Source organism: Nocardioides sp. NPDC101246 (assembly GCF_044767415.1).
Classification (GTDB): domain Bacteria; phylum Actinomycetota; class Actinomycetes; order Propionibacteriales; family Nocardioidaceae; genus Nocardioides.
The window spans coordinates 33,455-56,228 of the sequence record NZ_JBIWNX010000011.1; the positions used below are offsets into that span (position 1 = coordinate 33,455).

The following is a 22,774-nucleotide window of genomic DNA, read 5'->3' on the forward strand; positions in this document are numbered from 1 at the left end:
GGGTTGCCGGTGCCCGGGGGCCCGCGCCGCCCCCCCCCCCCCCCCCCCCCCCCCCCCCGCGGGGCGCGCCCCCCCCCCCCCCCCGCCCGGGGGGGGGGGGCCCCCCCCCCCCCCCCCGACTCGGCATCGTCTGACGCAGGTGGTGCTAGTTGGCGGTGTAGGTGCGCTGAGCGGCTTCGCCGGTCTTGCCGAGGGCCTTGGCCTTGCCGTCGCCGATCGCGACCTTGAGGGACCCGTCGGAGGTCTGTACGCGCAGGGGTGGGGTGACCTGGAGCACCTTGGACTCTCCGAAGGCGAGGTCGCCGCTGAAGACCACCTTGCCGCGCGAGTCGCGGACGACCACGTGGGCACCGCCACCGGCGGCGGAGACGGTCACCGCGACGGGCGACGACTTGCCGTAGGGGCTGTCGGTGCCGGCAGAGCCGTCGAGCTGGATCGCTCCGGCCTCGGGCTCGTGCTGGGTGCCGTCGATGACCAGGCGCGCGACCGACCAGACCAGGATCACCGCCATCACCGCGGCGACCAGGACCGACCAGGACGGGCCGCCACGCATCCGCCGGACGGGGCGGATCGCCGCACTGTGGGCGAGCTCGGCCTCGAAGACGGCACGCGGACTGACCGGGCCGGAGGCGTACTTCTCGTCATAGGTGCGCAGCAGCGGCGCGACCTCGATGCCGAGGACACGCGCCAGCGTACGCAGGTGGCCGCGGGCGTAGAAGTCGCCGCCGCAGGGGCCGAAGTCGTCGACCTCGATCGCCTCGATGACGTGCGGACGGATCCGCGTCCACTCGGCCAGGCCGTCCATGTCCAGGGCGAGCCGGCGGCGGGCCGCGGCGATCTCGGCGCCGATCTCCGGGACCTTGGCCGGCACGACCTCGGTCTCCTGGTCGTCGACATCGTCGATCGAGAGCGCCTTGACGCCCTCGTCGGGCACCGCGACCGGACGTACGCCCTCGGGCTCGGAGTCCTCGACGGCAGGCTCGATCGCGGAGACCTGGGTCTCCTCGTCGAGATCGGCTTCCTCGACGTCCACGTCGGCGAACGCGGCCTGCGCCAGATCCAGCTGGAGCGCGTTGGCGCCGTGGACGGCGATGGTCTCCTGCGGCTCCTCGGGCACATAACGTACGTCCACCCGGACCGCCGTCGACGGCTCGCGCAGCGGTGCGACCGGCTCCGCCTTCGCCTCGCTCACGCGATTCACCCCGGGCTCGGGGTCGGTCGCCGGCGCCGTCTCGTCCGGCTCCGCGCTGCCCGCGGCTGCGCCCTCGTTCGACCGCGCTCCGGTCGTCTCCGTGTCCCGGTCCACCTGGTCCTGCTCCGCCTCGTCCGCCACGTCTGCGGCATTGATATCAGGCTCGTCCAAGACCCGGAGCATCCGGGGGTTGGTGTCTCCGGCCTGCTCGGAGAGGGGCGGGCGGATCGCGGTGTCACCGTCGTCCGCGGCAGCACCGACGACGCCGTCGACGTCCTCGTCGATGTCGTCATCAGCGTCCTCGACAGCGCTCTCGGAGGCGTCCTCGTCGAGGTCCGTCTCCGCGTCCTCCGCGTCGAGCCCGGGGTCGATCTCGACGACCTCGACGCCGTCGGCGGCGACGATCGCGATGGCCTCGGTGACGTCGTCACCGGCGCCCAGGACGCGGGTGGAGAGGCCGAGCGGGAGCGAGAACGGCAGGCCGTAGAGGCGCTCGGTCAGCATCGCCTGGCGCCGGGCGGTCGGCGAGAGCTCCTCGAGCACCTCGTCCTCGTCGTGCAGCAGCACGCCGATGCGACCGTCCTTCCAGAACCGCTCGATCCCGTCCGGGCGAGGGGTGTGCTCGACGGACTCGATCTTGGACCACGGGATGCCCTGCCAGGTCTGGCCGAAGCGGAGGCGTACGCCCTGCTCGTCGACGAGCAGCAGCGGCATCCGGGAGTCCCAGGCCGTCCAGCCCTGCACCGCCGCGACGACGAGCAGGATCAGGCCGACCAGGTAGCCCTCGATGCCGCCGCGTGTCACGAAGGCGATGCCGACCAGCAGCGACGCGAGCGCCACCACCAGCGCGAGGCGGCCGTTGCGGCGTACCTCGACGACATCGACATCACGAGTCTCGACGGCGTCGACAGTCTCGACAGCCTCGGCAGGGTCGACGGTCTCGACCGCCGGTGAATTCTCGCTCACATCTCCCCCTGGATCGTTGCGATGACGCCGTCGATCTCGTCCGGCTTGACGAGTACGTCGCGTGCCTTGGAGCCCTCGGAGGGACCGACCACCCCGCGCGACTCGAGGATATCCATCAGCCGGCCAGCCTTGGCGAACCCGACGCGGAGCTTGCGCTGCAGCATCGAGGTCGACCCGAACTGGGTCGAGACGATCAGCTCGATCGCCTGGATCACCAGATCCATGTCGTCGCCGATGTCGTCGTCGAGCACCCGCTTCGACTCCGCCGGCGCGGTCACGTCCTCACGGTAGGACGGCTCGAGCTGTCCCTTCACCGACTTCACGACCGCGTTGATCTCGCTCTCGGAGACCCACGAGCCCTGCACACGGATCGGCTTGGAGGAGCCCATCGGCAGGAACAGCCCGTCACCCTGGCCGACCAGCTTCTCCGCACCGGGCTGGTCGAGGATGACGCGCGAGTCGGCCAGCGACGAGGTCGCGAAGGCGAGCCGCGAGGGCACGTTGGCCTTGATCAGACCGGTGACCACGTCGACCGAGGGCCGCTGCGTGGCCAGCACCAGGTGGATGCCGGCGGCACGGGCGAGCTGGGTGATGCGTACGACCGCGTCCTCGACGTCGCGCGGGGCGACCATCATCAGGTCGGCGAGCTCGTCGACGATGACCAGCAGGTAGGGGTAGGGCGACAGGACCCGCTCGGAGTCGGGCGGGAGCTGCACCTTCCCGGCGCGTACGGCCTTGTTGAAGTCGTCGACGTGACGGAAGCCGAAGTTGGCGAGGTCGTCGTAGCGCATGTCCATCTCGCGTACGACCCAGGCCAGCGCCTCGGCGGCCTTCTTCGGGTTGGTGATGATCGGCGTGATCAGGTGCGGCACGCCCTCGTAGGCGTTGAGCTCGACCCGCTTGGGGTCGACCATGATCATCCGCACCTCGTCGGGCGTGGCCCGCATCAGCACCGAGGTGATCATGGAGTTGATGAACGACGACTTACCCGAGCCGGTCGCACCCGCGACCAGCAGGTGGGGCATCTTGGCGAGGTTGGCGACCACGAAGCCGCCCTCGACGTCCTTGCCGACACCGGTGATCATCGGGTGGTGGTCGCCGCGCGCCGCGTTGGAGCGCAGCACGTCGCCGAGGGTGACGATCTCCTTGTCGCTGTTGGGGATCTCCACGCCGACCGCGGACTTGCCGGGGATCGGGCTGAGGATGCGTACGTCCGCGGAGGCCACCGCGTAGGCGATGTTCTTCTGGATGCCGGTGATCTTCTCGACCTTCACACCCGATCCGAGCTCGACGATGTAGCGCGTCACCGTCGGGCCACGGGTGTAGCCGGTGACCGCGGCGTCGATGTTGAACTCCTCCAGCACCGCCTGGAGCCGGTTGACGATGTCGTCGGAGGCCTTGGAACGAGCCTTGTGCGGCGATCCCGGCTTGAGCAGGTCGCTGCCCGGCAACGTGTAGGCGACGTCGCCGGCGAGCATCAGCTGCTCCACGCGCTGGGGCAGCTCGGCGTGCGGCGGCGGCTCGAGGTCGCGCCGCTTGCCAGCCTTCGGTGCGGTGTCGGTGACCGCGGGCATGAGGCCCGCCGCGTCGCTGGGCACGGCCTCGTCGGGCTGGGTGTCGGCGTCGGAGTCCTCGTCGAGGGCGAGCGCGATGTCGAGCCCGTCCTTCTTGCGCTTCTTCTTCGGCTTCTCCTCCTCGAGGAGCGGCGTCTCGTAGGGCTCGAAGCCCTCCGGGTCGAAGGTGTCGTCGTCGGCGAAGAGCCTGCCGCCCCGGCGCACCCGCCGGATGTTGGTGCCGCTCTCGCTCATCTCCTCGGGCGGCGTCAGGCCGAGCGCCCGGTCGCGCAGCTCCACCAGACGACTCGGCACCTGGTAGAGCGGGGTCCCGGTGATCACCAGGATCCCGAAGACGACGAGAAGGGACAGGAGTACGACGACCACGGCCGTCGAGCGCATGACGTCGAGCAGCAGGCTGGCCACGACGTAGCCGATCGCACCGCCGGCCCACTGCAGCTCGGTGCTGTCGCCCGAGGTGGGCTGCGGGTTGCCGTTGGCGATCTGGATGATGCCGAGCGTGGCCATCAGGAACGCGGACCAGCCGATCGCGAGCCGGCCGACCGGGGCGGCGTTGACCGGGTCGCGCATCAGCCGGATTCCGCCGACGACGAGCCCGACCGGCACCAGCCAGCCGACCTTGCCCACGACGCCGGCCACGGCGATGCGTACGACGTCGAAGAACTGCCCGCCGAGCTGGAACCAGACGCCGGCGGCGACGAGGACGGAGAGACCGATCAGGAACAGGCCGGCGCCGTCTCGCCGGTGCTCCGGCTCGAGGTCGCTGGCGGCCTGGCCGCCCACACGGAAGATGGCCGCCACTCCCCCGGCGATCGCCAGCCATAGGCTCGCGATGGTGGAGAAGATGGCGTCGAAGAGGACCGCGATCGGGCTGGGCCCGTTGCGTACGGCGCGAGGTGGCGTACGGTTCGTCGTCTTCCGGTTGGCCGACTTTGCGGCGGGACGGCGCTTGTTCTGGCCTTTGTTCGGCGCTGCCTTTGAGCGGGCCCGGCTCGTGGCCGTTGCTCGCTTTGTCGTGGTCGTACTCCGGGGACGGGTGCTCTTATTGGTGGTCGAGCTCCGCGAACCCGGCGGGGAAGACGTACGGGTCGCCATATAAGCAGGGTATTTGACCGAGCGGCTTGGCTCCGGGACCCCATGGGGGTGTGTTGCATCGGTGTAGTTTGCCGCCATGCAGAGCCTCGCAGTCCTCGTTGCCGTTCTCACCGCCGCCGATGCCGTGGCGGACTGGACCTGTGTGTGGTTCGGCTGGCGGCGGATCCACTACGTCACCAAGCCGCTGGTGATGGTGGGGCTGATGGTGCTGGTGGGACTGGTCAGCGACGGTGAGCCGGCCGCATGGTGGCTGGTCTTCGCGCTCTTCTTCGGGATGCTCGGCGACATCTCGATGATCGGGTCCTCGGCGCGACGATTCCTCGGCGGCGTGGGGTTGTTCTTCATCGGCCACCTGGCCTACGCCGCGACCTTCCTCGCCCTCGGCCTGGAGACCCCCTGGTGGTCCTGGGCCGGGATCGCGGTCGCGGTCGTGCTGGCGATCCCGATGCGCCGGGTGCTCCGCGGCGCGCAGGAGATGGGCGGTGCGCCGATGGCGGTGGCCCTGGCTGCGTACTCCCTGGTGATCGCCACCATGCTCGTGCTCGGCTGGTTGACCGGAAGCGTGTGGATCGCGCTGGGTGCGCTGATCTTCGTCGTCAGCGACACCTTGATCGGGCTCAACCTCGCCGAGCACGGCAACGCGCCGCCCCGCCTGACCAACGTGCAGATCATGGTGACCTACCACGTCGGCCAGGCGCTGATCACGGCTGGCGTGCTGTTGGCCCTCTAGGCCTCGATCACCACGGGGACGATCATCGGCCGGCGACGGTGGGTGCTGGAGACCCAGCGGCCGAACGTACGCCGGATGGCCTGCTGCAGCTGGTAGGTGTCGGTCGCACCTTCCGAGATAGCGCGGTTGACCGCCTTGACGATCGGCTGCTTGATCGGCTCGAAGGCGTTGTCCGGCCAGACATGGCCGCGGGCGTGGATCTCGGGGCCGCTGGCGACGGTGCCCTTGACCGAGTCGACCACGACGATGATCGAGACGAAGCCCTCCTCGGACAGGATGCGGCGGTCCTTGAGCTCAGACTCGGTGACGTCGCCGACGGTGGTGCCGTCGACGAAGACGTAGCCGCACTCGACCTTGCCCGCGATCTCGGCCTTGCCGTCGATGAGGTCGACGACCACGCCGTCCTCGGCGTAGACGACGCTCTCCACGCCGGTCTGGCGGGCCAGGTCGCCGTTGGCGAGCAGGTGGCGCACCTCGCCGTGGACGGGCATCACGTTGCGCGGGCGGACGATGTTGTAGCAGTAGAGCAGCTCACCGGCGCTGGCGTGACCGGAGACGTGCACCAGGGCGTTGCCCTTGTGGACGACGTTGGCGCCGAGGCGGGCCAGGCCGTTGATCACCCGGTAGACCGAGTTCTCGTTGCCGGGGATCAGGCTGCTCGCGAGCAGGACGGTGTCGCCCGGCTCGATGTGCACGAAGTTGTGGGTGCCGTTGGCGATCCGCGACAGCGCCGACATCGGCTCGCCCTGCGAGCCGGTCGAGACCATGACGACGCGCTCCGGCGGCAGCTCGGCGAGCTCCTTGGCGTCGACGATCACGTCCTCGGGCACGTGCAGGTAGCCCAGGTCGGAGGCGATCTGCATGTTGCGGACCATCGAGCGACCGACGTACGCCACCTTGCGGCCGTGCGCGACCGCGCTGTCGAGCACCTGCTGGACGCGGTGCACGTGGGAGGCGAAGCAGGCCACGATGATGCGCTGGTCGGACTCGCGGAAGACCTGCTCGATCGCGGGCGCGATCTTCTTCTCCGCGGTCGTGAAGCCGGGGACCTCGGCGTTGGTGGAGTCGGTGAGGAACAGGTCCACACCCTCCTCGCCGAGCCGGGCGAACGCGCGCAGGTCGGTGATCCGGCCGTCCAGCGGCAGCTGGTCCATCTTGAAGTCGCCGGTGTGCAGCACGAGCCCGGCGCCGGTGCGGATCGCGACCGCGAGCGCGTCCGGGATGGAGTGGTTGACGGCGACGAACTCGAGCTCGAAGGGCCCGAAGGAGATCGTGTCGCCCTCGCGTACCTTGTGCTGGACGGTCTCGCGCAGGCGGTGCTCGCGCAGCTTCGAGCCGAGCAGGGCCAGGGTCAGCTCGGAGCCGACCAGCGGGATGTTCTGCCGCTCACGGAGCAGGTAGGGGGTCGCCCCGATGTGGTCCTCGTGACCGTGGGTCAGGACCAGCGCCTCGATGTCGCCGAGCCGGTCACGGATCGGGCCGAAGTCGGGCAGGATCAGGTCGACGCCGGGCTGCTGCTCCTCGGGGAAGAGCACGCCGCAGTCAACGATCAGCAACCGGCCGTCGTACTCGAAGACGGTCATGTTGCGGCCGACCTCGCCGAGGCCGCCGAGAGGGGTGACCCGCAGGCCGCCCTTGGGGAGCTTGCCGGGTTCGGTCAGCTCCGGGTGTGGGTGAGACAAAGGCGTTCCTTCTAAAGAAGGCCAGAGGCCTCCAGCCCGGCTCGCAGCGCCTCGACCTCGTCCGCCTCGAGCGCCACCAGGGGCCCTCGTACGTTGCGGTTGTCGATCACGCCGGTCAGCTCGAGAGCGGCCTTGGCAGTGGTGGCTCCGTAGTTCGGGACGCCCATGATGGCGTCGATCGCGGGGAGCATCCGCGCATAAGTCTTGCGGGCGGTCTCGATGTCGCTCGCCGCGAAGGCGTCGATCATCGTCCGCGTCTGGTCGCCGAGCACGTGGGCGGCGACGCTGATCACGCCGACGGCGCCGTGCGCCAGCCAGGCGAGGGTGAGCGCGTCGTCACCGGAGTAGATCGAGTAGCCGAGGTCGAGCAGGCGGGTGCCGCGCGGGAAGTCGCCGGCCGCCTCCTTGACCGCCACGACGGTGTCCCAGGTGATCGCCTCGCGGTAGGTGTCGAGGGTGATCGGGGAGCCGGTGCGGCCGGGGACGTCGTAGAGGATGACCGGGGTGTCGGTGGCTCCGACGACGGTGCGGAAGTGCTCGCGGATGCCGCGCTCGCCCGGCTTGTTGTAGTAGGGCGTCACCAGCAGCAGGCCGTCGGCGCCGATCGACGCCGCCTGCTTGGCGAGCTCGACGGTGGTGCGGGTGTCGTTGGTGCCGATGCCGGCCACGATCTTGGCGCGGTCGCCGACGGCGTCCTTGACCGCGGCCAGGATCTCGCCGTCCTCGGCGGGGGTGGTGGTCGGCGATTCGCCGGTGGTGCCGGAGACGACGATGCCGTCGTGGCCGTGATCGACCAGGTGCTTGGCGACTTTCTGGGTCTGCTCCAGGTCGACCGAGCCGTCGTCGTTGAACATCGTGACGAGTGCGGAGAGCACGGTGCCGAAGGGAGCATCAGTCATGGCGTACAGACTATCGTCAGACGCGCGGCATGACCTCGTCGGCTACGAGTGCGAGATGGTCGAGATCGCTCAGGTCCAGCACCTGGAGGTAGATCCGGGACGCGCCGACGTCCTCGAACCGCTTGATCTTGGCGACCACCTCGCCCGGGGTCCCGGCCAGGCCGTTCTCACGAAGCTCGGCGGGCTCGCGTCCGATCGCCCGGGCACGGGCGGCGATCTCGTCCTCGTCGCGGCCGACGCAGAGCACCTGGGCCGCGGAGTAGATGATCGAGTCGTCCCGGCCCGCCGCCTCGACGAAGCGCTCGACGTTCTCGAACAGCGCCTGGGACTCCTCGACGGAGACGAACGCGGCGTTGAACTCGTCGGCGAAGGTGGCGGCCAGCGTCGGCGTACGCTTCTTGCCGCCGCCGCCCACGATCACCGGGATCGAGCCGGCGTGGCCACGGGTCTGGACGGGCTTCGGCAGGCCCGGGCTCTCCTTGATCGTGTAGTGCTTCCCGTTGAAGTCGAAGGTCTCCCCCGGCTCGGTCGCCCACAGCCCGGTGATGATCTCGAGCTGCTCCTCCAGCCGGTCGAACCGCTCTCCCAGAGCCGGGAACGGGATCCCGTACGCCTCGTGCTCCTGCTCGAACCAACCCGCCCCCAGGCCGAGCTCGACCCGGCCCTCGGACATGTCGTCGACGTTGGCGGCCTGGATCGCCAGCACCCCCGGGAGGCGGAAGGTCGCCGAGGTGACCAGCGTGCCGAGCCGGATCGTGCTCGTGTCGCGGGCCAGGCCGGCGAGCGTCGTCCACGCGTCGCTGGGTCCGGGCAGCCCGTCGACCGAACCCATCTTCAGGTAGTGGTCGGAGCGGAAGAACGCCCCGAACCCCAGCTCCTCGGCCTTCTGGGCGACAGCGAGGATGTCGGCGTAGGACGCCCCCTGCTGGGGCTCGGTGAAGATGCGCAGCTCCATGCGGTTTACCTTAGAGGGGTCGAGACCTACTCGCGCGTTCGGGAGCGGAGGCGGGCCGTAGAGCTCAGCTCGCGGCGCTCGCGATCGGCGGCGACCTGCGCCTGGTAGTCGACGCTCAGCGGATCGGCTCGCGGCGATGTCGTGACGGGCGCTCCCCAGATCGTCCAGGTCGGCCCGTTCTCGATCGGAAGCCAGGTGCCGACGAAATCGGCCGACCAGTCCCCCGGCGGCTCCAGCCGAAGATCTGCCCTGTCGAGCCCGACCAGGTCAGCGGTGAAGACCGCCCAGGCCCCGAGCGATGAACGGCCGCCATCGATCGAGCGTCTCGTCACTGCACCTCGGCCGCGCAAGGAGTTCCTCGAAGCGTTCGTTCTCATAGAAGTACGCCGACCCGACCCGGTGGCGCGGGCCGGCCAGCCCTGCGCGCAGCACCCGCTTCGCCTGGGCTTCGCCCAACACGTGCACGTCGGCGAGCCGGAGCACGGCTTCGGTCGTAGTGATCCACACATACCGAACATACGTACGAGCACCGACAATCTGACGGCAGCGTCGCCCGCTCTCACTCGCGGCAGGAGAACGATCCGGCGCTATGACTGAGGATCCGAGCTTGTGAATCGTTCACAAGCTCGGATCCTCAGTCATAGCGGGCGGGATCCCTGTCCTGTCGTCGATCAGGTAGAGGCGGTGGAGGGGGCTGAGGTCTCGACGCGACGGAGGAACACCCGGTCGTACGCCTCATGCGGCTCACGCGCCGTCTCGACCCACTCCGCCTCGTCGAAGCCGGGGTAGAGAACGTCGCCCTCCGGAGTCAGATGGACGCGGGTGATGACCTGCTCGGTGGCGTACGGGAGGGCGGCCTCGTAGACCTGTGCTCCCCCGGCGACGACCGTGTCGCCCTGCTCCGCCGCGGCGATGGCGAGGGCGGAGTCGATGTCGTGGGCGACGAGGACCCCGTCGTACGACCAGTACTTGTCGGTGGTGAGGACCACGGTCGTGCGGCCGGGGAGGGGACGGCCGATGGACTCGAAGGTGGTGCGGCCCATGACGAGCGTGTGGCCCATCGTGATCGCCTTGAACTCGGCCTGCTCGCCGGGGATCTTCCAGGGGATGTCGGGACCGTTGCCGATGACTCCGTTGTCGGCCACGGCGGCGACCATGACGATGCGCCGTGGACCGGTCTCAGACGGCAATGGGAGCCTTGATGACGGGGTGCGGGTCGTAGCCCTCCACCGTGATGTCCTCGAGCTCGAAGGCGTCGATGTCCTTGACCTCCGGGTTGAGCCTAAGCCTCGGCAGCGGCCTCGGCTCGCGGGTGAGCTGGAGGCGGGCCTGCTCGAGATGGTTGCTGTAGAGGTGGGCGTCGCCGAGGGTGTGCACGAACTCACCCGGCTCGAGGCCGGTGGTATGGGCGACCATATGGGTGAGCAGGGCGTAGGAGGCGATGTTGAACGGCACCCCCAGGAACACGTCGGCGGAGCGCTGGTAGAGCTGCAGGCTCAGCTTGCCGTCGGCGACGTAGAACTGGCACAGCGTGTGGCACGGCGGCAGCGCCATGTCGTCGATGTCGGCCGGGTTCCAGGCGCTGATGACGTGGCGGCGGCTGTCGGGGTCCTGCTTGATCTGGTCGATGATCCGGGCGATCTGGTCGACGTGACGACCGTCCGGAGTCGGCCAGGAGCGCCACTGGTAGCCGTAGACCGGCCCCAGGTCGCCGTTCTCGTCGGCCCACTCGTCCCAGATCGTGATGCCGCGCTCCTGGAGCCAGCGCACGTTGGTGTCGCCGCGCAGGAACCAGAGCAGCTCACCGAAGACCGACCGGGTGTGGACCTTCTTCGTGGTCAGCAGCGGGAAGCCCTCGGCCAGGTCGTAGCGGGTCTGGTGCCCGAAGACGCTGAGCGTGCCCGTCCCGGTGCGGTCGGACTTCTCCACGCCCTCGTCGAGGATGCGGGTCAACAGATCGAGGTAGGACTGCACGACCCCAGCCTAGGTCAGAGCTCGACCGTGCCATGGATGGTGGTCAGTGTGTCTCCGCCCACCCACACCTGGTCGCCGGCCCTGTTGATGTGCACCCGGCCACGCCGTCTCATGACGGTCCCCTGCGATGCGACGTACGCCTCCGGGAGCCGCGACCCCGCCAGCCACTGCCCCAGCGCGGCGTTGAGCGACCCCGTGACCGGGTCCTCGAAGGCGACGCCGTCGGCCGGGAAGAACGCCCGGACCTCGACCGCGCACTCGCTGCCCTCGGGGTAGCGGCCGACCAGGCCGACCTTGTGATCCCCCAGCGCGGCGTGGTCCGGGGTGACGGCCAGCACGGCCTCCGCGTCGGCGAGCATCACCCCGACCCAGCCCGGGCCGTTGTCGCACCACTGCGCGTCCTGGATGTCGTCGCGCCCGATCCGCAGGCCCCTCGCGATCGCGACCAGGGTCTCCTCGTCGACCTCGCCGCCACGGATCAGCGCGGGTGCCGCGAAGGCGATCCGCTCCTCGCGGCGCAGCTCGACCAGACCGACGCCGCACTCCTGCACCAGACTCGCGCCCTGGGGCGTCCCGCCCGCCTCCAGCCAGGCGTGCGCCGAGCCGAGTGTCGGGTGCCCCGCGAACGGCAGCTCACCGCTGACCGTGAAGATCCGCAGCCGGTAGTCCGCCGCCGGGTCCGTCGGCGCCAGCAGAAACGTGGTCTCGGACAGGTTCGTCCACCGCGCGAAGGCGGCCATCTGCTCGTCGGTGAGGCCGTCGGCCCCGTGGACGACCGCGACCGGGTTGCCCAGCAGCGGCTCGGCGGTGAAGACGTCGACCTGGCGGAACTCGAAGCTGGTCATGCCCACCCCTCAGGCGGTGAGCTTCATCGGGCCGTAGACCTGCCGGTCGTGCTCGAAGAGCACCACCGCGGCCACGCCCGCGTCCAGCAGGTCCTGCCAGACCTCGCCCACCCACGACTCGGCGTCGCTCTGGTTGGCGAAGCGCTGGCCGGCGAGGTCGCCGTCGACCGACACCTCGGCACCCGAGGCGTCGACGAGCTGCCACCACCACGGCCGGTCGGCGGCGGTGGGCTGCTTGAACACCGAAGGAACGTCAGGGATGCTCATCAGCCCTCCCGCACGTGCGAGGCGACGAACGGCGGCTTGGTGAGCTGGAAGATCTCGCGGCGGCCGCGTACGTCGATCCCGATCTCGGCCTCGGGGTTGACCGTCGTGGAGACGAGCACGAGGCCGACACCCTTCTTCAGCGTGGGCGAGAAGGTGCCGGAGGTGACCTCGCCGACCGGCACGTCGGCGGTCAGGGAGGCGGTCATGTGTGGGCGCGGGATGCCGCGGCCGACGGCAACGATGCCGCGCAGGGCGCGCTTCGGGCCGGCCTCCTTCTCCGCGACCAGCTTGTCGCGACCCCAGAAGGCGTCCTTCTTCCAGCCGACGGCCCAGCCGAGGCCGGCCTCGTTGGGGGTGACGTCGAGCGCGATGTCCTGGCCGTGGAGCGGGTAGCCCATCTCCGTACGCAACGTGTCGCGGGCGCCGAGGCCGCACGGGACCGCGCCCAGCTCCTCGCCCCGGGACAGCAGCGCGTCCCAGAGCGCGCCGGCGGCCTCGTTGGCGACGATCAGCTCGTAGCCGCGCTCACCGGAGTAGCCGGAGCGGCACACGACGACGCCGATCTCGTCACCGAGTACGTCGGGAGCGGCCGCCTCCACGAAGGACATGTACTCGTGACCGGCCGGCAGCCCGACCGCCTCGAGCAGCTCGTCCGACTTCGGCCCCTGGACGGCGAGCACCGCGTAGTCGCGGTGGTGGTCGACGAGGTTGATCTCCTCGGGCGCGGCCTCCTGGAGCCGGCGTACGACCTCGGGGGTGTTGGCGGCGTTGGGAACGATCAGGACGTGCTCGTCATCGCGGTAGTAGGCGATCAGGTCGTCGACGATGCCGCCGGACTCCTCGTCGCAGCACAGCGTGTACTGGGCCTTGCCGGGCTTGATCCGGTGGAGGTCGTTGGTGAAGGACGCGTTGACGAAGTCGGCCGCACCCGGCCCGCTGATCATGACCTTGCCCAGGTGGCTGACATCGAAGACGCCGACCGCCTCACGGACCGCCGTGTGCTCCTTGACGACTCCGGAGTACTCCAGCGGCATCGACCAGCCGCCGAACTCACCGAACTTCGCGCCGAGCCCGACGTGGTTTTCGTGCAGAGGGGACTGGAGCAGCTCCGACCCGCCCCCCATGGAGGTCTCTTCAGCCATACCGCGAACTTATCGCACCAGGCCGACACTCCCCGGTCCGCGCCCCCTCCGGGCGCGCCACACCTAGACTGCACGGCGTGACCCTGCCTGACATCACCTACACGCTGCGTACCGCCTCCCCCGCCAAGACCCGTGCCGAGGCGGTCGTCGTCGGCATCGGCCAGGGCGCGAAGGATGTCGAGGTGCCCTCCTGCGCAGAGGACGTCAAGGCCGCCTACGGGCGCCGGTGGCGGGGGATGCTCGCCACGCTCGGCGTCAGCGGCAAGGCCGGCGAGGTCACCCGTCTGCCCGCCGGGGACGAGATCGGCGCCCAGCTCCTCGTGCTGGTCGGGCTCGGCAAGCTGGGTGCGGACGGGACGTACTCGACCGATGCCGTACGCCGCGCCGCGGGCGCCGCCGCCCGCTCGGTGCCCAACGCCACCTCCGTCGCCGTCTCCCTGCCGGCCGACACCCCCGATCTGGTGCGGGCCGTCACCGAGGGCTATCTCCTCGGCGGCTACACCTACACCGCCTATAAGTCAGGCGCGGCCAAGTCCGAGGGCAACGGACCGAGCGATGTCGCGATCCTGAGCACGATCGCGCGGCGTACCGACGCGGTCACCGCCTTCGAGGAGGCGCAGATCCTCGCCCAGGCGGTCGCCGGCACCCGCGAGTGGGTCAACGTCCCGCCGGCCGACCTGACTCCCCCGGCGTTCGCCGACGCCATCGCGCACGTGGCCGGGCTGGTCGAGGGCGTCGAGGCGACCGTCTACGACGAGGAGCAGCTCGCCGAGCTCGGCTGCGGCGGCATCCTCGCGGTGGGCATGGGCTCGGCGGCCGCGCCGCGCCTGGTCGAGCTCACCTACTCCCCCGAGGACGCGCGCGGCCACATCGCGCTGGTCGGCAAGGGCATCACCTTCGACTCCGGCGGCCTCACGATCAAGCCGGGCAGCTCGATGTCCACGATGAAGTCGGACATGGCCGGGGCGGCCGCGGTGGCCCAGGCGACCTTCGCGATCGCCCGCCTCGGGCTGCCGGTGAAGGTCTCCGCGTTCGTACCGATGGCGGAGAACATGGTCTCCGGCTCGTCCTACCGGCCCGGCGACGTGGTCACCCACTACGGCGGCACGACCGTCGAGGTCTCCAATATGGACGCCGAGGGGCGGATGGTCCTCGCCGACGCCCTGGTGCGGGCCACCGAGGTCTCGCCGGACCTGATCATCGACGTCGCCACGCTCACCGGTCACATGGTGATGGCGCTGGGTGACCGGGTCAGCGGCGTGCTCGGCTCCGAGGAGGTCGTCGACCGCGTCCTCGCCGCCGCCGACGTCGCAGGCGAGCAGATGTGGCCGATGCCCATCCCGGAATGGATGGACGAGCGAATCCGTTCCTCCAAGGTGGCCGACCTCAACCAGCACGACTGGATCCGCTGGGGCGGTGGGCTGTACGCGGCCGCCTTCCTGCGCGAGTTCACCGGCGGTCTCCCCTGGGCCCATCTCGACATCGCCGGACCCTCCTTCAACAGTGGGGGCGCCTCGGGCCACCTCACTCCCGGAGGCACGGGTGTGGCGGTGGCAACACTGGTGGACTACGTACGCGAGATGGCTACCGATCAGTAGTGGTCCGGTTGACACAGCGCTGCGAGGGTAGTGACAAGATGGGCCACGTGATCGACGCCCTTGGCCGCCCCTCCGGCGGCATCATGAGTGCGTCGGGCAGGTGTCGGCCCAGACCGATGCGCCTCTCTTCTCACAGAGTCTCCTCGTCGAGCCCTCGAGCTCGGTGTGGCGGCGCGCGTGTCCGGACATACAAGTAGAGCAACGAACAGACGTAGAACGAAGGAACTCATGGCCACCGAAGTAACTCTCCCGGCACTCGGCGAGTCCGTCACCGAGGGCACCGTCACCCGCTGGCTCAAGCAGGTCGGCGACACGGTTGCGGTCGACGAGGCCCTGCTGGAGGTCTCCACCGACAAGGTCGACACCGAGATCCCCTCGCCGGTCGCGGGCACCGTGCTCGAGATCAAGGCTGCCGAGGACGACACCGTCGAGGTCGGTGGCCTGCTCGCCGTCATCGGCGCTGCCGACGAGGCCGGCGCCGAAGCCGCTCCGGCGGAGCCCGCCGCGCCCGCGGCCGAGCCCGAGGCTGCCGCTCCGGCTGCCGAGCCCGAGGCCCCGGCCGCTCCTGCCGCTCCGGCCGAGCCCGAGGCTCCCGCCGCGCCCGCCGCTGCGGCGCCCGCTGCCGGTGGCAACGCCACCGAGGTCGCTCTCCCCGCGCTGGGCGAGTCGGTCACCGAGGGCACCGTCACCCGCTGGCTCAAGCAGGTCGGCGACACCGTCGCCGTCGACGACGCGCTGCTCGAGGTCTCCACCGACAAGGTCGACACCGAGATCCCCTCGCCGGTCGCCGGCACCCTGCTCGAGATCAAGGTCGCCGAGGACGAGACCGTCGAGGTCGGCGCCGTGCTCGCGCTCGTCGGTGACGCCGGTGCCGCCCCGGCCGCCGAGCCCGCGCCCGCCGCCCCGGCCCCGGAGCCCACTCCCGAGCCCACTCCCGAGCCCGAGCCCGCTCCGGCCGCCGCCGCTCCTGCTGCTCCGGCTCCTGCTGCTCCGGCCGCGCCCGCTGCTCCGGCTCCTGCCGCTGCCGCTCCTGCTACCCCGGCTCACGCCGCGCCGTCCACCGACGGTTCCCCGGCCATCCAGCCCGGCGGCTACGTGACCCCGCTCGTACGCAAGCTCGCGGCGCAGCACAACGTCGACCTCGACACCGTCGAGGGTTCGGGCGTCGGCGGCCGCATCCGCAAGGAGGACATCCTCCAGGCCGCCGCCGCGAAGTCGGCTCCGGCCGCTGCCCCGGCAGCCGCAGCTCCGGCGGCCTCGTCCGCTCCGGCCGCTGCCGCCGCCCCCGCGGCCCCGTCGCCGCTGCGTGGCACCACCGAGAAGATCTCGCGTCTGCGCAAGGTGATCGCCGAGCGGATGACCGAGTCGCTGCACACCGCGGCGCAGCTGACCCAGGTCATGGAGGTCGATGTCACCAACATCGCCCGCCTCCGTGAGGCCAACAAGGCCGGGTTCCTGCAGCGTGAGGGCGTCAAGCTGACGTACCTGCCGTTCTTCGCCAAGGCCGCGATCGACGCGCTCAAGGTGCACCCGAAGCTCAACGCCGGGATCGACATCGAGGCCGGCACGGTCACCTACTACGACCGCGAGAACATCGCCTTCGCCGTCGACACCGAGAAGGGTCTGCTCACCCCCGTCGTCAAGGACGCGGGCGACCTCTCGATCGCCGGCATCGCGAAGAAGATCGCCGACGTGGCCGACCGCACGCGCAACAACAAGATCACCCCGGACGAGCTCTCCGGCGGCACCTTCACGATCACCAACCTGGGTTCGTTCGGTGCGCTCTTCGACACCCCGATCATCAACCAGCCCCAGGTCGCCATCCTCGGCCCGGGTGCTGTCGTGAAGCGTCCGGTCGTCATCGACGACCCGGACCTCGGCGAGACGATCGCGGTGCGCTACATGGTCAACGTCGCGCTGACCTACGACCACCGCCTGGTCGACGGCGCCGACGCCGGCCGCTTCCTCCAGGACGTCAAGAAGCGCCTCGAGGCCGCTCAGTTCGAGATCTGAGCCTGTACGCAACGAGCGGCGCGGTCCCCACGGGGCCGCGCCGCTCGTCATCTCATCAGGTCTGGCTACATCTCCATGTCGGACATGTCGGTGATCTTGCCGCTCGGCTTCGCGATGGTCACCGGCTCGCCGTGAGCGGACAGGTCGAAGACGATCTCCCCGGCGTCGCCGCCGTTCATCCTCATCCGCACGAGCCGACCCTCGGAGTCGACGTTGACATCGACCGTCGAGCCCTCCGCACCGAAGTCCGACTCGCCCGCGGCGAACGTGTAGTGGGCGGTGTCGACATCGTCGATCGCCTCCTGCCCGACGTACGTCGTGGTGTCGGCCGAGATCGCACGGGTGACGGAGTCCAGGAAGAGGTTGGGCGCCGGCATCATCGCGGACATCACGCTGGCGAATCCGCCCATCACCCACTCGCCGTCCATGCTGGCGTACGTGGTCTCGTCGAGGATGACGAACTCGACCGCGCTCGGTTCGTCGGCACCGCGGATCTCGCCCTTCACGTGGAAGGCCATCGGGTCCTGCTGGAAGTCGCCTTCGCCGGTCCCGGCGATCTTCTCGCCGTCCTCGACGGCGTTGATCTCCATGTCGACGTGGACCGTCGACATGGACTCGGCGGCCGCTTTCACGACCTTCGTGGCCTCGGACGCCGACAGCGTCGTGCCGGGCTCGATCGAAGGTGCGGCGTCGGCTGCGGGGGCTGCGTCGTTCGCGTCGCTGCCGGTCCCGCCGCAGGCCGCAACGGTGAAGGTCGCGGTCAGGGCGAGGGCGGCCGCCGCGAGGCGGCGCCGGTTCTGGGTGGTACGCACGTCTGTGTGCCTTTCAAGACTGATCCGATGACCGATCGCTCCCGAGCGCGGCCAGTCGAAGCACGCGCATTCTGCGCACAGTCTCTTTACCCTCGCGGGGTTGTCGCCAAACCGTTATCCGCCCCGGCGTACGATCGCGGGTGTGACTGAGCTGCGCTTCGTTGAGGTCGGGACGATCGACTACCTGGACGCCTGGGAGCTGCAGAAGCAGATCCACCAGCGCGTGGTGGACCGCGAAGAGCCCGACACCGTGCTGCTGCTCGAGCACCCGCCGACCTACACCGCGGGGAAGCGTACGAAGCCGGAGGACCGGCCCGCGGATCCCGGCGGCGCGCCGGTGATCGACGTCGACCGCGGCGGTGAGGTGACCTTCCACGGCCCCGGCCAGATCGTCGCCTACCCGATCGTGCGGCTGCCGGAGAAGGTCAAGGTCGTCGACTTCGTCCGCCGCCTGGAGCAGGCGATGATCCGCACCTGTGCCGCGTTCGGCGTCACCGCCTACCGCGTCCCGGGCCGCAGCGGCGTGTGGCTGCCCGCTGGCGAGACCCCCGACGGCGTACGCCGCCTGGAGCGCAAGGTGGGTGCGATCGGGCTGCGGGTCAGCCAGCACGTGACCATGCACGGCATCGCCCTCAACTGCGACGTCGACCTGGGCTGGTACGAGCGGTTCGTGCCGTGCGGGATCTCCGACGCCGGGGTGACGACGCTCTCGATCGAGGCGGGGCGGCAGATCGGCAACGCCGAGGCGATGCCCGTCCTCCACGAACAGGTCGCCGAGATGCTCTCCTGGCGCGACTACGACCAGGGCGAGAGCCTGGCCCCCAAGCCCGACCCGGCCAAGACCCCGCGGGTCCCGCTGCTCACCCCGAGTGTGTGACCGACCAGTAACAACCTGGCTTCGAGGTTCCGCCCCCACGCGGCGTAGGCTTGTGGGGTGACTCAAGCTCCTGCCCCAGAAGGTCGCAAGCTCCTCCGTCTCGAGGTCCGCAACGCGCAGACTCCGATCGAACGCAAACCGGAGTGGATCAAGACCAAAGCGAAGATGGGGCCGGAATACAAGGAGCTCACCGCGCTGGTGAAGTCCGAGGGCCTGCACACGGTGTGCCAGGAGGCCGGCTGCCCCAACATCTTCGAGTGCTGGGAGGACCGCGAGGCCACCTTCCTCATCGGCGGGGACCAGTGCACCCGGCGCTGCGACTTCTGCCAGATCGACACCGGCAAGCCGACCGACCTCGACCGCGACGAGCCGCGCCGTGTGGCCGAGTCCGTGCAGACCATGGGCCTGAAGTACGCCACGATCACCGGCGTCGCCCGTGACGACCTCGCCGACGGCGGCGCCTGGCTCTACGCCGAGACGGTCAAGCAGATCCACGAGCTCAACCCCGAGACCGGCGTCGAGAACCTCATCCCCGACTTCAACGGCATCCCGGAGCTCCTCCAGGAGGTCTTCGAGTCCCGCCCCGAGGTGCTCGCCCACAACGTCGAGACCGTCCCGCGGATCTTCAAGCGGATCCGCCCGGCGTTCCGCTACGAGCGCAGCCTCGACGTGATCACCCAGGCCCGCGACTTCGGCCTGGTCACCAAGTCCAACCTGATCCTCGGCATGGGCGAGACCCGTGAAGAGGTCTCCGAGGCGCTGCGCGACCTGCACGCGGCGGGCTGCGAGCTGATCACGATCACGCAGTACCTGCGCCCGAGCGTGCGTCACCACCCCGTCGAGCGCTGGGTCAAGCCCGAGGAGTTCATCGAGCTCCAGGCCGAGGCCGAGGAGATCGGCTTCTCCGGAGTCATGTCCGGACCGCTCGTTCGTTCGTCCTACCGCGCCGGTCGGCTGTACCGTCAGGCGATCGAGGCGCGAGACGCCTCCTCCGTGGCCTGAGTCCCTGCGTACGAGAACTGAAAGAGGAAGATGTCCCAGACCGACCCGAGCAGCATGAGTCGCCGCCAGCAGATGGTGGAGACCTACAAGCTCACCAAGCAGTCAGACCCCAAGATCGGCCTCATCCTCGGCTCGATCTTCGTGGTCGTCGCCGCGGTCGCCGGCGTGATCTTCTGGTTCCTGCCCGGTGAGGGCATCTTCTCCTGGATCTTCACGATCGTCGGCGCCCTCCTGGCCGGCCTTCTCGCCGCGATGGTGGTCTTCTCGCGGCGCGCGCAGAAGGTGATGTACTCCCGGCTCGAGGGACAGGTCGGTGGCGGGTACGCCGCCCTGACCATGCTCCGCAGAGGCTGGACCGTCACCCAGGCCGTGGGTGTCGAGCCGCGCAGCCAGACCCTCGTGCACCGCGTGGTCGGTCCTCCGGGGGTCGTCCTCGTGGGCGAGGGCAACAGCCCGAGCAAGGTCCGCTCCCTGCTGGCCAGCACCAAGCGCACCCACGCCCGGGTCCTGTCCGACGTGCCGATCACGACCGTCGTCGCCGGCAACGGTGAGGACGAGGTGCCGCTGCCGCAGCTGACCAAGCACGTCACCAAGATCGGCCGAAACGTCTCCGGCCCCGAGATCACCGACATCCTCAACCGCCTCAAGGCGGTCGACGCCACCCGCGGCGCCATGCCGATCCCGAAGGGCCCCGTCCCGACCTCGATGAAGGGCATGCGCGGCAACCTGCGCGGCCGCTGACGGTTACAGCCGGCGTGCCCGGATCGCGTAGAGCAACGGGATCCGGGGCGCCTGCTCGGGCAGCCTGAACCAGCCGTCCTCCCCCGCCACCATCGACGGGAAGCGGGGCCACGGCAGCCGCTCGTCCTCGCGGACGACCTCGATCCGCAGGCCTGCCCCCGCGAGCGCGGTGACGACCTCGCCGACCCCGTGGCGCCATTCGTACGCCGTCGTGGCGCTGTCCAGCGCCGGGCCGTCGGTGTAGGTGTGGGTCGAGTCCTTCGCGATCGCGCCCCGACCCGAGAGGTAGTCGTGGTGCAGCTCGAGGGAGTCCTCGCGCCCCGGCTCCGGCACCTCGCCCAGAGCGTCGAGGAGCGGGTGGAACTCGGCCAGGTAGAGGAACCCGCCTGGCTTGAGCAGATCGTGGACGACCCGCGCCCACAGGTCGATGTCGGGTAGGTAGCAGACCGCGCCCTTGCCGGTGTAGACGACGTCGAACCGGCCGGCGCCCAAGACCTCGACGGCGTCGTGGACGTCGGCCTCGTGGTAGTCGACGGCCAGCCCGCGCTCGGCGGCGATCCGGCGCGCCGCGGCCACCGCCTCGGCCGAGATGTCCAGTCCGTACGTCACCGCACCCCGCTGCGCGAACGCCACCGTCTCGGTGCCGAGATGACACTGCAGATGCACGACCTCGCGGCCGACGAGGTCACCGAGATCGCTCCACTCGTAGTCGGCGAACCACGACTCGGCCGGCCGGGACCCGTCGATGCCGTAGAACGCGCTGGCGACGTGGACGGGTGTCCGGGCGTCCCAGTTGGCTCGGTTGGCCTCGATCTGACGGGTGCTTTCGGCGTCGAGAGTCATGCGACCACAGTGCCACGAACGGCACAGGGCCGGTCCCCGTTCGGGGAGCGGCCCTGCTGCGTACGAAACTGGCTCTCAGCCGGCCATGCTCGGCATGTCGGTGACCTGGTCCGCCGGCGGCGCCTCGATGGTCACGTCCTCGCCGTGCTTGGAGAGCACCATCTCGACAGTGCCCATCTCGCCCATACCGACCTCGGCCTTGCGGAGCAGGCCGTCGCCGTCGACCCAGATGTCCTGGTCGATCGTCTTGGGCATGCCCGTGGTGCTGTCGGCACCGAGGCTCTTGGCGAGCCCGGCGGAGTCGACGGTGAAGCTGTAGTGCTTGGTCTCGGTGCCGTCCACCGTCTCCTCGCCCTCGAACTTGGAGGACTCGATCGACTCCTCCATACCGTCGAAGAACGCGAGCGGGTTGCTCATCGACTCCAGGCTGGTCCCGCCCATCTTGGCGAGATCGTCGGTGCTCGCGGTCACCCACGAGTCGCCCATCATGCCCTTGATGTAGATCTTCTCGTCGACAAGGATCGTCTCCAGATCCATGTTCATCGAGCCACCGCTCATCTTCATGGTGGAGTGCTGCGCCGGCGGCTCCTTCTGGATGTCGCCCTCGCCGGTCATCGAGACCGTCTGACCCGACGCCTTCGCCTCCATCTTCGTGGTGAAGTGGGCGGTGTCGATGTCGGTGGCCTTCTTCATGACCTCGGTCATCTCCTCGGCCGAGACCTTGTCACCCTCGCTGGCGCCGCCGGCCCCACCACCGCCGCCGCAGGCCACCAGGCCCGAGAGCGATACGGCCAGCACGCCTGCGACAGCAGCGCGGCGCCAGAGGCCACGTGGCCCGAGAGTACGGTTGAGCGTCATTGAGCTTCCCTTCGTGTTTGCCGCTGCCTGCGGCTGACCGGTCCAACCTACCTCCGGACGCCTATCAACCCACCCGGCGAAACACGTGTCGATAGGTCTGAAGCGTGACGGTCGCGGTGCCGGCAGCCAGATCGTGCAGCCCGCGCCGGTCGGGGCGGAAGATCAGCGGCGGAATGACGAGGACGACCAGGATCTGACGGGCGATGCTCCGCAGCGGATCGAGCGGGCGTACGTCCGGCTCCCCCGGGGACACCCGCACCGTACGCAGTCGCGTGACGAGCTTGCCGAAGGAGCCGCCACCGAGCGTGGTGAAGACCGCCGTCTGCACGATGAAGACGACCAGGATCCACAGGTTGTCGGTCGGACGTGGGTCGACACCGGCGAGGAGCGACCCGAACGGCAGGGCCCGTACGCCGAGGAAGATCGACGCCACCAGCGACGATGCGAGCCAGTCGATGAAGAGCGCCAGCACCCTTCTCCCCCAACTGGCGGTCTCGTAAGGCAGAGTGGGTGTCGCAGGATTGGCGGAACTGGTCACGTCGGTAAGCGTAGGCGGCAACGTCTTGAGGCGTGAGATCGGGATGGTTGACGTGCAAATCACACAACCTGTTACATGCCTGAAACATTTGCGACACTCCTGTGCAACCGTCCCTTCGTAATTTGCGGTGGCACGGCCGGACCATGAGGCCCGGCCTCGATCGCTAGAGAC

The 22,774-nt window shown here is 69.7% G+C and carries 21 protein-coding genes; 6 read left to right on the plus strand and 15 right to left on the minus strand.

Features of this window, described 5'->3' with window-relative positions; translation table 11 throughout:
* Positions 1 to 145 precede the first annotated feature (145 nt).
* Both ACIRON_RS20010 and ACIRON_RS20015 read right to left on the minus strand, forming a co-directional pair.
* Positions 146 to 2,158, minus strand: coding sequence for a helix-turn-helix domain-containing protein (locus tag ACIRON_RS20010; protein ID WP_402994745.1), 2,013 nt, complete (start codon positions 2,156 to 2,158; stop codon positions 146 to 148).
* Complete coding sequence (locus ACIRON_RS20015) at positions 2,155 to 4,827, minus strand: DNA translocase FtsK (RefSeq protein WP_402994747.1); 2,673 nt, start codon at positions 4,825 to 4,827, stop codon at positions 2,155 to 2,157. Before ACIRON_RS20015 ends, ACIRON_RS20010 begins: the two co-directional genes overlap by 4 nt.
* A gap of 76 nt (positions 4,828 to 4,903) precedes the next feature.
* On the opposite strand from ACIRON_RS20015, the gene ACIRON_RS20020 reads away from it, so the two are divergent.
* On the plus strand, positions 4,904 to 5,557 hold the full coding sequence (locus ACIRON_RS20020) for a lysoplasmalogenase (RefSeq protein WP_402994749.1): 654 nt from the start codon (positions 4,904 to 4,906) through the stop codon (positions 5,555 to 5,557).
* Here the strand turns inward: ACIRON_RS20020 and ACIRON_RS20025 are convergent.
* The 9 genes from ACIRON_RS20025 to gcvT form a co-directional block, all read right to left on the minus strand.
* Positions 5,554 to 7,239 (minus strand): ribonuclease J, encoded by a 1,686-nt coding sequence (locus ACIRON_RS20025; RefSeq protein WP_378871027.1) that lies wholly within the window; start codon positions 7,237 to 7,239, stop codon positions 5,554 to 5,556. The two genes, ACIRON_RS20020 and ACIRON_RS20025, sit on opposite strands and share 4 nt — an antisense overlap.
* An 11-nt stretch (positions 7,240 to 7,250) precedes the next feature.
* Complete coding sequence (gene dapA / locus ACIRON_RS20030; RefSeq protein ID WP_091040857.1) at positions 7,251 to 8,138, minus strand: 4-hydroxy-tetrahydrodipicolinate synthase; 888 nt, start codon at positions 8,136 to 8,138, stop codon at positions 7,251 to 7,253.
* 16 nt (positions 8,139 to 8,154) lie between these two features.
* Entirely contained in the window at positions 8,155 to 9,093 is a 939-nt protein-coding gene (locus ACIRON_RS20035; protein ID WP_402994752.1) for an LLM class F420-dependent oxidoreductase, read from the minus strand.
* A gap of 26 nt (positions 9,094 to 9,119) precedes the next feature.
* On the minus strand, positions 9,120 to 9,425 hold the full coding sequence (locus tag ACIRON_RS20040) for a hypothetical protein (protein ID WP_402994754.1): 306 nt from the start codon (positions 9,423 to 9,425) through the stop codon (positions 9,120 to 9,122).
* A 339-nt stretch (positions 9,426 to 9,764) separates the two neighbouring features.
* Complete coding sequence (locus ACIRON_RS20045) at positions 9,765 to 10,250, minus strand: dihydrofolate reductase (RefSeq protein ID WP_402994756.1); 486 nt, start codon at positions 10,248 to 10,250, stop codon at positions 9,765 to 9,767.
* Between the two features lie 22 nt (positions 10,251 to 10,272).
* Positions 10,273 to 11,067 carry a thymidylate synthase gene (locus tag ACIRON_RS20050; protein ID WP_402994757.1) on the minus strand — a complete coding sequence of 265 codons (795 nt, stop codon included), beginning with the start codon at positions 11,065 to 11,067 and terminating at the stop codon, positions 10,273 to 10,275.
* 14 nt (positions 11,068 to 11,081) lie between these two features.
* A complete protein-coding gene (locus ACIRON_RS20055; protein WP_402994758.1) occupies positions 11,082 to 11,912 on the minus strand; it encodes a PhzF family phenazine biosynthesis protein in 831 nt (276 codons plus the stop codon).
* A 9-nt stretch (positions 11,913 to 11,921) separates the two neighbouring features.
* A complete protein-coding gene (locus tag ACIRON_RS20060; protein WP_355022011.1) occupies positions 11,922 to 12,179 on the minus strand; it encodes a hypothetical protein in 258 nt (85 codons plus the stop codon).
* Complete coding sequence (gene gcvT / locus ACIRON_RS20065; protein WP_402994759.1) at positions 12,179 to 13,321, minus strand: glycine cleavage system aminomethyltransferase GcvT; 1,143 nt, start codon at positions 13,319 to 13,321, stop codon at positions 12,179 to 12,181. Before gcvT ends, ACIRON_RS20060 begins: the two co-directional genes overlap by 1 nt.
* Before the next feature lie 77 nt (positions 13,322 to 13,398).
* Between gcvT and ACIRON_RS20070 the strand changes: the two genes are divergently transcribed.
* Together ACIRON_RS20070 and sucB are read left to right on the plus strand one after the other, a co-directional pair.
* On the plus strand, positions 13,399 to 14,919 hold the full coding sequence (locus ACIRON_RS20070; RefSeq protein WP_402994760.1) for a leucyl aminopeptidase: 1,521 nt from the start codon (positions 13,399 to 13,401) through the stop codon (positions 14,917 to 14,919).
* Between the two features lie 228 nt (positions 14,920 to 15,147).
* Positions 15,148 to 16,932, plus strand: coding sequence for a 2-oxoglutarate dehydrogenase, E2 component, dihydrolipoamide succinyltransferase (gene sucB, locus ACIRON_RS20075; protein ID WP_402994762.1), 1,785 nt, complete (start codon positions 15,148 to 15,150; stop codon positions 16,930 to 16,932).
* Positions 16,933 to 16,997: 65 nt separating this feature from the next.
* On the opposite strand, the gene ACIRON_RS20080 is transcribed toward sucB, so the two are convergent.
* Complete coding sequence (locus tag ACIRON_RS20080; RefSeq protein WP_402994764.1) at positions 16,998 to 17,744, minus strand: DUF6612 family protein; 747 nt, start codon at positions 17,742 to 17,744, stop codon at positions 16,998 to 17,000.
* A 142-nt stretch (positions 17,745 to 17,886) separates the two neighbouring features.
* Here ACIRON_RS20080 and lipB point away from each other — a divergent pair, with 142 nt between their 5' ends.
* From lipB to ACIRON_RS20095, 3 genes are read left to right on the plus strand one after another with little or no spacing between them, the layout of a single operon-like run.
* Entirely contained in the window at positions 17,887 to 18,621 is a 735-nt protein-coding gene (gene lipB, locus ACIRON_RS20085; RefSeq protein ID WP_402994766.1) for a lipoyl(octanoyl) transferase LipB, read from the plus strand.
* Positions 18,622 to 18,678: 57 nt separating this feature from the next.
* Entirely contained in the window at positions 18,679 to 19,623 is a 945-nt protein-coding gene (gene lipA, locus ACIRON_RS20090) for a lipoyl synthase (RefSeq protein ID WP_091040837.1), read from the plus strand.
* Between the two features lie 30 nt (positions 19,624 to 19,653).
* Complete coding sequence (locus ACIRON_RS20095; RefSeq protein WP_402994768.1) at positions 19,654 to 20,364, plus strand: DUF4191 domain-containing protein; 711 nt, start codon at positions 19,654 to 19,656, stop codon at positions 20,362 to 20,364.
* A 3-nt stretch (positions 20,365 to 20,367) separates the two neighbouring features.
* Here ACIRON_RS20095 and ACIRON_RS20100 read toward each other — a convergent pair whose 3' ends face one another.
* From ACIRON_RS20100 to ACIRON_RS20110, 3 genes are all read right to left on the minus strand, one after another.
* A complete protein-coding gene (locus ACIRON_RS20100) occupies positions 20,368 to 21,207 on the minus strand; it encodes a class I SAM-dependent methyltransferase (protein ID WP_402994770.1) in 840 nt (279 codons plus the stop codon).
* Positions 21,208 to 21,282: 75 nt separating this feature from the next.
* Positions 21,283 to 22,065, minus strand: coding sequence for a DUF6612 family protein (locus ACIRON_RS20105; RefSeq protein WP_402994772.1), 783 nt, complete (start codon positions 22,063 to 22,065; stop codon positions 21,283 to 21,285).
* 64 nt (positions 22,066 to 22,129) lie between these two features.
* The gene (locus ACIRON_RS20110; protein ID WP_402994774.1) at positions 22,130 to 22,603 is read right to left on the minus strand and encodes an RDD family protein; all 474 of its coding nucleotides are present in this window, start codon (positions 22,601 to 22,603) and stop codon (positions 22,130 to 22,132) included.
* Positions 22,604 to 22,774 lie beyond the last annotated feature (171 nt).